The organism is Streptomyces sp. URMC 129 (assembly GCF_051386415.1).
Classification (GTDB): Bacteria; Actinomycetota; Actinomycetes; order Streptomycetales; family Streptomycetaceae; genus Streptomyces.
The window spans coordinates 1-2,375 of the sequence record NZ_JBPQTQ010000253.1 but is presented as its reverse complement, the minus strand read 5'-3'; the positions used below and the strand labels follow the sequence as shown (position 1 = coordinate 2,375).

The window sequence follows — 2,375 nt, the reverse complement described above, 5'->3', positions numbered from 1 at the left end:
AGAATTCACAGTGGACGCGAGCATCTGCGGACAAGCCCTCGGCCTATTAGTACCGGTCAACTCCACCCCTCACAAGGCTTCCATCTCCGGCCTATCAACCCGCTGGTCTCACGGGGGCCTTACCCCATCAAAGTGGGTGGGAGTCCTCATCTCGAAGCAGGCTTCCCGCTTAGATGCTTTCAGCGGTTATCCCTCCCGAACGTAGCCAACCAGCCATGCCCTTGGCAGAACAACTGGCACACCAGAGGTTCGTCCGTCCCGGTCCTCTCGTACTAGGGACAGCCCTTCTCAAGACTCCAACGCGCACAGCGGATAGGGACCGAACTGTCTCACGACGTTCTAAACCCAGCTCGCGTACCGCTTTAATGGGCGAACAGCCCAACCCTTGGGACCAACTCCAGCCCCAGGATGCGACGAGCCGACATCGAGGTGCCAAACCATCCCGTCGATACGGACTCTTGGGGAAGATCAGCCTGTTATCCCCGGGGTACCTTTTATCCGATGAGCGACGGCGCTCCCACAAGCCACCGCCGGATCACTAGTCCCTGCTTTCGCACCTGCTCGACCCGCCAGTCTCACAGTCAAGCTCCCTTGTGCACTTACACTCACCACCTGATAACCAACCAGGCTGAGGGAACCTTTGGGCGCCTCCGTTACCCTTTAGGAGGCAACCGCCCCAGTTAAACTACCCACCAGACACTGTCCCCGATCCGGATCACGGACCCAGGTTAGACATCCAGCACGACCAGAGTGGTATTTCAACAACGACTCCACCCAGGCTGGCGCCCGAGCTTCACAGTCTCCCACCTATCCTACACAAACCGAACCGAACACCAATATCAAGCTATAGTAAAGGTCCCGGGGTCTTTCCGTCCTGCTGCGCGAAACGAGCATCTTTACTCGTACTGCAATTTCACCGGGCCTATGGTTGAGACAGCCGAGAAGTCGTTACGCCATTCGTGCAGGTCGGAACTTACCCGACAAGGAATTTCGCTACCTTAGGATGGTTATAGTTACCACCGCCGTTTACTGGCGCTTAAGTTCCCAGCCTCGCCCCAAAGAGCTAACCGGTCCCCTTAACGTTCCAGCACCGGGCAGGCGTCAGTCCGTATACATCGCCTTACAGCTTCGCACGGACCTGTGTTTTTAGTAAACAGTCGCTTCTCGCTGGTCTCTGCGGCCACCCCCAGCTCCAGCCGAAAAAGCCTTCACCGGGAACGGCCCCCCTTCTCCCGAAGTTACGGGGGCAATTTGCCGAGTTCCTTAACCATAGTTCACCCGAACGCCTCGGTATACTCTACCTGACCACCTGAGTCGGTTTAGGGTACGGGCCACCATGAAACATCGCTAGAGGCTTTTCTCGACAGCATAGGATCATCCACTTCACCACAATCGGCTCGGCATCAGGCCTCACCCACAAGTCGCACGGATTTACCTGCACGACGGGCCACACCCTTACCCCGGGACAACCACCGCCCGGGATGGACTACCTTCCTGCGTCACCCCATCACTCACCTACTACCCCATCGGGCCACCGGCTCCACCACTCTGGATCACCCCGAAGGGATCACCAGCGGCTTCACGGGCTTAGCATCAAGAGATTCAGCGCTGGCGCTTCACGGCGGGTACCGGAATATCAACCGGTTATCCATCGACTACGCCTGTCGGCCTCGCCTTAGGCCCCGACTTACCCTGGGCAGATCAACTTGACCCAGGAACCCTTAGTCAATCGGCGCACACGTTTCCCACGTGTGAATCGCTACTCATGCCTGCATTCTCACTCGTGAACCGTCCACAACACGCTCCCACGGCTGCTTCACCCGGCACACGACGCTCCCCTACCCACCACGTATACACGCAGTGACACGACTTCGGCGGTGTACTTGAGCCCCGCTACATTATCGGCGCAGAATCACTCGACCAGTGAGCTATTACGCACTCTTTCAAGGATGGCTGCTTCTAAGCCAACCTCCTGGCTGTCTCTGCGACTCCACATCCTTTCCCACTTAGCACACGCTTAGGGGCCTTAGTCGATGCTCTGGGCTGTTTCCCTCTCGACCATGGAGCTTATCCCCCACAGTCTCACTGCCGCGCTTCACTTACCGGCATTCGGAGTTTGGCTAAGGTCAGTAACCCGGTAAGGCCCATCACCTACCCAGTGCTCTACCTCCGGCAAGAAACACACGACGCTGCACCTAAATGCATTTCGGGGAGAACCAGCTATCACGGAGTTTGATTGGCCTTTCACCCCTAACCACAGGTCATCCCCCAGATTTTCAACTCTGGTGGGTTCGGGCCTCCACGCAGTCTTACCCACGCTTCACCCTGCCCATGGCTAGATCACTCCGCTTCGGGTCTTGGGCATGCTACTCAAA

General features: G+C 57.4%; 1 rRNA gene. It reads right to left on the bottom strand.

From position 1 onward, the window contains the following. Positions 1 to 26: 26 nt before the first annotated feature. Positions 27 to 2,375: ribosomal RNA gene (locus ACSNOC_RS27505) — 23S ribosomal RNA — on the bottom strand; the annotation flags it as partial.